The sequence below is a fragment of the Phyllobacterium sp. P5_D12 genome (assembly GCF_054049495.1).
This window is the reverse complement of the sequence record NZ_JBFUMG010000288.1, coordinates 1-5,609: the sequence shown is the minus strand read 5'-3', so window position 1 is coordinate 5,609 and position 5,609 is coordinate 1. Positions and strand designations below refer to the sequence as shown.

The 5,609-nt window shown below is 55.9% G+C and carries 9 protein-coding genes and 1 pseudogene; 4 read left to right on the top strand and 6 right to left on the bottom strand.

The features are described 5' to 3' along the window. On the top strand, window positions 1–737 hold a 737-nt coding region (locus tag ACXJ5O_RS17330), incomplete at its 5' end, for a Csu type fimbrial protein (RefSeq protein ID WP_457300968.1). Between the two features lie 310 nt (window positions 738–1,047). On the opposite strand, the gene ACXJ5O_RS17325 is transcribed toward ACXJ5O_RS17330, so the two are convergent. Further along, a complete protein-coding gene (locus tag ACXJ5O_RS17325) occupies window positions 1,048–1,455 on the bottom strand; it encodes a hypothetical protein (protein WP_457300967.1) in 408 nt (135 codons plus the stop codon). Window positions 1,456–1,507: 52 nt separating this feature from the next. Then, window positions 1,508–3,013: an NAD(P)H-hydrate dehydratase gene (locus tag ACXJ5O_RS17320; protein ID WP_457300966.1), complete on the bottom strand. Its 1,506-nt coding sequence runs from the start codon at window positions 3,011–3,013 to the stop codon at window positions 1,508–1,510. 146 nt (window positions 3,014–3,159) lie between these two features. Between ACXJ5O_RS17320 and ACXJ5O_RS17315 the strand changes: the two genes are divergently transcribed. Next, on the top strand, window positions 3,160–3,408 hold the full coding sequence (locus ACXJ5O_RS17315; protein ID WP_457300965.1) for a DUF2171 domain-containing protein: 249 nt from the start codon (window positions 3,160–3,162) through the stop codon (window positions 3,406–3,408). Between the two features lie 33 nt (window positions 3,409–3,441). Here ACXJ5O_RS17315 and ACXJ5O_RS17310 read toward each other — a convergent pair. Further along, window positions 3,442–3,552 (bottom strand): annotated as a pseudogene (locus ACXJ5O_RS17310) (DUF6665 family protein); the annotation flags it as partial. 15 nt (window positions 3,553–3,567) lie between these two features. After that, on the bottom strand, window positions 3,568–3,750 hold the full coding sequence (locus ACXJ5O_RS17305; protein ID WP_457300964.1) for a hypothetical protein: 183 nt from the start codon (window positions 3,748–3,750) through the stop codon (window positions 3,568–3,570). 122 nt (window positions 3,751–3,872) lie between these two features. Here ACXJ5O_RS17305 and ACXJ5O_RS17300 point away from each other — a divergent pair, with 122 nt between their 5' ends. Then, entirely contained in the window at window positions 3,873–4,079 is a 207-nt protein-coding gene (locus ACXJ5O_RS17300) for a hypothetical protein (RefSeq protein WP_112530266.1), read from the top strand. Window positions 4,080–4,130: 51 nt separating this feature from the next. Here ACXJ5O_RS17300 and ACXJ5O_RS17295 read toward each other — a convergent pair whose 3' ends face one another. Continuing rightward, window positions 4,131–4,547, bottom strand: coding sequence for a hypothetical protein (locus ACXJ5O_RS17295; RefSeq protein ID WP_457300963.1), 417 nt, complete (start codon window positions 4,545–4,547; stop codon window positions 4,131–4,133). 277 nt (window positions 4,548–4,824) lie between these two features. On the opposite strand from ACXJ5O_RS17295, the gene ACXJ5O_RS17290 reads away from it, so the two are divergent. Continuing rightward, window positions 4,825–5,040 carry a hypothetical protein gene (locus tag ACXJ5O_RS17290; RefSeq protein ID WP_457300962.1) on the top strand — a complete coding sequence of 72 codons (216 nt, stop codon included), beginning with the start codon at window positions 4,825–4,827 and terminating at the stop codon, window positions 5,038–5,040. Between the two features lie 327 nt (window positions 5,041–5,367). Here the strand turns inward: ACXJ5O_RS17290 and ACXJ5O_RS17285 are convergent. Then, window positions 5,368–5,609, bottom strand: a 242-nt coding sequence (locus tag ACXJ5O_RS17285; RefSeq protein WP_457300961.1) for a DUF982 domain-containing protein, incomplete at its 5' end; no start/stop codon positions are given.

The window sequence follows — 5,609 nt, the reverse complement described above, 5'->3', positions numbered from 1 at the left end:
GTACTGGAATGACCGGAAAGGTGCGGCACATGAAGGGCCCCAACGGCACAAAAATCGGATATGAATTCTACAGCGATTCCACCCGAACGAGAGTTTACAGCGTTGGAACCAGAATTCCCAATGACGTGGCACCGCCATGGGTTTTTGCAACGTTGCTGCAACGCGTGCACGGTGATTCTAATTTCAGTATATTTGGCGTGATTAGCAATAAGACCAACGTTGAAGAGGGCCTCTATACCGATACCGTTATCGCCAATTTCCAATACGTTGAATTCTGGGGATTGTTCCCGCCGCCAGCGGATTGTACCGGCCCTGTGGTAAGCGTCCCTTTACAGGTTCGTGTCGTGGTCAAGTCATTTTGTGCATTGGATGTCACTCAGCATATCGACTTTGGATCATGGCAGGATCTAGACCAGCCCCGCGATCAGCAGGGCGCAGTGACCGTAAACTGCGACAACAGCACGAAATATGCTGTCAAACTTGGATGGGGTGGTCAGGGCGACGTTAACAGGACCCGGAACATGGTGAATGGCAATGAGAAGATCAGCTACAATCTGTACAGAGACGACAAGCGACTCCAGCCTTGGGGTGACAACGCAACGACAGGTTTTTTGAAAGATCAGCAAGGCGAAGGCAAAAAAAAGGTAATTCCGATCTATGCCCGCGTCCCGAAACAGGCGACCCCTCCGCCGGGAACCTACACGGATAATGTGGTCGTTACGCTCGAATACAATTGATGTACAGGACGATGCGCAGGCGACCGGCGGGTTTGAGGCATCGAATTGCTGGCGATCGAAAAAGCAAAAGGCCGGGAGCTACCCGACCTTCCTAAGCTTACCTCGACACCAGTGCCAGTACATCCGTGGTCAAAAATGGAAATAAGCTATTCGCTGTGTGTAATCATTAGCCTGTCATTGCGACGAATTGATGACGCGTGGCAAGAAACCTTGGAAGCGCGTACGCCGTACAAATCGCGCTTGAGAACAAGGTGAATGATCAAGGTAAAGACAGGGTTAATGAATCAGGACAAATCTGATCCAACAGACCCTAGCCGGGCCGGGCCGGGCCAAGCAGCACATCGGAAGGTCCGCGCGTGCGGTCGCAGCGATAGCGCACCTCGTAGCGCGGATCGAGGATAAGGGTGACATCCTGTGCGGTGCAGTTGCGCTCGGTAGACCGCAAATACTGTTCGGCAGCATCGCGGTAGACGACGGGAGGTGTGGAACTCAGCCCAAGACCCTTGACGAACCCTTCAGTTGCAGAAGCGCTGCCTGCCGGTCCGATCATTAGCCGGCTTTGCGCGATATTGTCATAGATGGTGTATCTGTCGCCATTGGCTGCTTTGTACTGCTGGGGCGAAATCCCCGCATAATTATCCTTGGCGTAAGAAATTGCGGCGCATCCTGCCAATCCAGCCAATAGCATCGGGGCAATCGTTCGAAAAAAAATTCTCATGTCCATCTCCTCAATATATCGGTCGATCCAGCGCTTGCCGGTTTCCCTGAAATCACTCCTGAACCAAATTCCCCAACAAATCCGAAAGAACAAAAGCTGCTGCTGCAGGAAGGTCCTCAGCAATCAGGCCGAAGCGCAGGCTGCGTGCCGCCGCGCCGTGAATGAAGACCGCCGCACAGGCCGCCTCGAATGCAGGCATGCCCTGAGCCATCAAACCTGCGGCAAGACCTGCGAGAACGTCGCCCGAGCCTGCTGTGGCCAAGCGCGGGGTCCCATTGGTATTGATCGCGGCGCGACCATCAGGCGATGCGATAACAGTGTCGGCGCCCTTGTAGATGATGATCGCATGGGAACGGGAAGCGGCGGCGCGGGCCCGTTCGACCTTTGAAGGCAAGTCTTTCTCGTCAATATCGGGAAACTGGCGCCTGAATTCGCCGTCGTGCGGTGTCAGCACCAGACGGATTTCCGGTGCGCTGCGCGAGGCGTTGAAAAGGATGTCAGGATGATCGCGAAACGATGTGATCGCGTCGGCATCGAAGACCAGTTTCGCAGCCTGGTTCCGCAGCAGGGCGAGGGCAAAGTCGCGGGCTTTTTCACCAATACCGAAACCCGGTCCGAGCACGAAGCTCGAGGCCTTTCGCGTTTCGATGAAAGATCGCAAATCTTCCGGGTGGTCACAGCGGCTGAGCATGATCGAGGTGAGGTGGGTGGCATTGACGCCTAGCGCTTCCGCCGGCGACAGAAGTGTGACGGCGCCCGCACCGCTTCTTGCTGCCGCCAATGCCGATAACCGCGCCGCGCCTGTTGCGGTCGCACCGCCGGAAAACACTGCAACATGACCGCGCTTGTACTTGTGGGTGTTGGCTTCAGGCGCCGGAAGCAGATCTCGCCAGAGATCCGGCGTGTTCTCAAAACATCGTGGCTGGATATCGCGAAGAACGTCCTTGCTTATGCCGATATCCGCGACGATCAACTCGCCGCACAGATCCCGCCCCGGATACAGCAGGTGGCCGGGTTTCTTGCGAAAAAACGTGATTGTGCTTGTCGACTTGAAGACCGGACCGAGCGGCTGGCCGGTCAAGCCATCGAGCCCCGAAGGCACATCCACAGCAACGCGCTTTACCGAGGCTTCGTTGGCACGCCCGATCGCGCCCGCCGCTTCGCCTGTGATCTCTTTGTTCAATCCTGCCCCGAACAGCGCATCGACAACAAGACTGCCGGAGTTTGGCTGGAATTCCCCGATGGGCCGCGGCTGGAGCGGACAATCCTGAAGTGCTCGTGCCGCGTCGGTCTGCGGTTTGGGTGTGCCGGATGACCAGACATCTACCGTCGCACCGCTTTCGGCGAGCAGGCGCGCAACGACATAGCCATCGCCACCATTGTTTCCGGGTCCGCACAGGACATGAAATTCGGACGTGCCGCCATATTTCGCGAGAAGGTGGCGGGCAATGGCAGCCCCGGCATTCAGCATCAGGCCGTGGCCATCATAAGGACCGGCCGCGATCGTCCGCCTGTCCGCTTCACCCATTTCTCCAGGCGTCAAAATTTCGTGGGTCATTTAGGATCGGGACCTATTGATATGATCGAAAAGGAATTTCTGCGATCAAGGTAGAGGTTTCGCGACTGCTGTGTAACCCTTCAACGCAGCAATGCATCCAAAGTTCACTTCGAGCGTTCCTGTGTTGCAACTTTTGGAGGTAAGTCATGGCTGTAACAGGCATCAAGACACATATGGAAGTCATTGGAGCGGATGGTGTCCATGTTGGCACGGTGGACCATGTGGATGGGGCGCGCATCAAACTGACCAAAAAGGATAGTGGGGAGGGCTCGCACAAGGGCCATCATCATTACATTTCAACGTCGCTGGTCGCGGAAGTGGAAGGCAACAAAGTTCGGCTGTCGGCCAATTCTGATGTGGCAGTGATGTTTGAAGAAGAGAAATCTGAAAAGTAATCTGGATCGCGCGACGAGGTACTTTCAGGCCTGTCAGACAGCACCCAACCGCACCAGCACCGCGCGCGGAATGCCGTAGTGGCGGATAGCGTCGTCGTGATTGCGCAGGCCGCATAGTTCACGTTGGATGAAATAGGCGTGGACTGCGCGCGCCGCGGCTTAGAGTTCGGGAACCCGCCCGGACTCCGGTGCTGCGTGGAGCTTTTCCAATGTTTGTTCGACCTTTTCTCCTGCACGGCCAAGCGCGGCGGCCATTTCCGCCATGATTTCCATATCAAGGGCGTTTGGCGGGCTGTCCCGGTCGAACCTGGCGGCGATGTTTTGCGGCGGTCTGAATGACATGGCGAATTATCAATTTTTGGCTACGGGATGGTGCCGATTCGAGCATAAAGCCCTTGTGCGCGCAAGAAGCAGCGGAACATTAGCGGACGCGCGGGATTAACCTTCGATATAGGAGGTACGATATGGGTGATCCAGCACCAATTCCGAAGCCAGGACCAGACACGAACCGGCCAACCGATCCTGGCCCCGCGCCACGGCCCGAAGAACTGCCGCCAGAACCTGGTCCGCCAAGCGAAATTCCGGTGGAGGAACCGCCACCTGACCGCTTGCCCGACGAAATGCCGGTGCCCAACCCCGACGAGGTGAGAGAACCGCCCAAGCATGTTTGAAGAAACAATTTGGGCGCCGTTGATTTTTACGGCACCCACCCATCGTTTCAACTAGCGTTGCTGATTGCCCATGTATCCGCCAGGTCTGCTGACTGGAGGAACGTATATATCGGGCTGGCTTGGCGGCCGACTGTCATTTCGTGACGGTCTTGCAGGGCGCGGCGTATCGGGACGATCTGCGCGGGCTTCTTGCCTGCGGCGCCAATCGTCACGGCTGCCTGAATTGTCATGGCGACGGCGCCAGTCATCGCGGTTTCCATCATAACGGCGGTTATTGTAGTAACGGGACCTGTTGTTGTAATAGCGAGGTCCGTTATAATATCCGTCGTCATAAATGGTGGTCCCGTAATAGCCGCCATATCCGCTGTACCCGCCATAGTAGGGGCCGGTGGTTTCGACGCATCCGGAAGCCGATAAACCGGACAGGCCGACTACGGCAGCGATCACAAGTGATTTCATAGACATCATGAGTCCTCCCGACTGCTGTTATCAGCCGCTGTGATTGTTCAACAAATGCACGACAAAAAGGTTCCAGCGTGTTCATTGGTGAAAATGCGATCAGGATGGAGCGGGGCGTCCTGTCCTGTGGACTTACCCGCAAATCCATTGTTTTGCCAAGCTCCATCCAAAGCTGTTTGATAAAGATATGCGTCGGTGCGATACGTCCCGAATGTTGTCGGACTTGACAGACTTTGCGTTTTCAGAAGTGATTCGCTACCATGCATTTTCCGTAGGAGTGAGTGCCATGCGTATTGCATCCCCGCGATCTGCCGAAGACGATGAACAGCGCGAAGCAGAATGGCGCGAGGCGATGCGCGATCAGTTCCTTGACAAGGTTTCATCGAACGAGATGTACGCCATCGCACAGGAAGCGCTTGCTGCCGGATGGGGATTGCAGGAGGTTCAGCGCGCGATCGATGCTTTGGTCGAGGACAAGGCTGCCGGAGCGGGCTCCTGTTGAGGAGCTCAACTGTTCATTTATCATCGCCCTTGAGGCGTATCGTCCTGATCAGATTACAAGTCCGGAGTTTTTACGGCCCTTACCTTGCTGAAGGCGGTGTGCTTCTTGATGGAATACGCTCCCTTCGAGCGTTTCAGCACGTCGGATAACCTCTCCGGTTCATGCTTGGTCTTGGGCATGTGCTGCTTACTTGCATCCATAAGATGGCCCGGCGCAGTTGGCATTCTCCGGACAAAGTGTTGTGATGATGCTCCCATGGTGGTCACTCCTTCCCAAACTTGCAATATTATACAACGCTGGTGGCCGGTGGAAAGTTGCCCGTTTTCTTTATGAAAGCCGCCGCCTTGCCCTATGCGACTTCTTCACTTTTCCAGCTGGAGCTAACCGTGTCGGTTCATCGACATAGTTGCCAGCTTCTTTTGCCGCTTCGATGAAGGCGATGCGTGCGGCTCCGGGGGAGAGCCTGCGTTCAAGGCAGGACAGGAGAGCTTCCCTCGCGACGGAAAGCTTCGCTCCCTCTTCGATTGGCCAGTCATTCAGGATGCATTCGGCAGCACGCAGTGCGGATG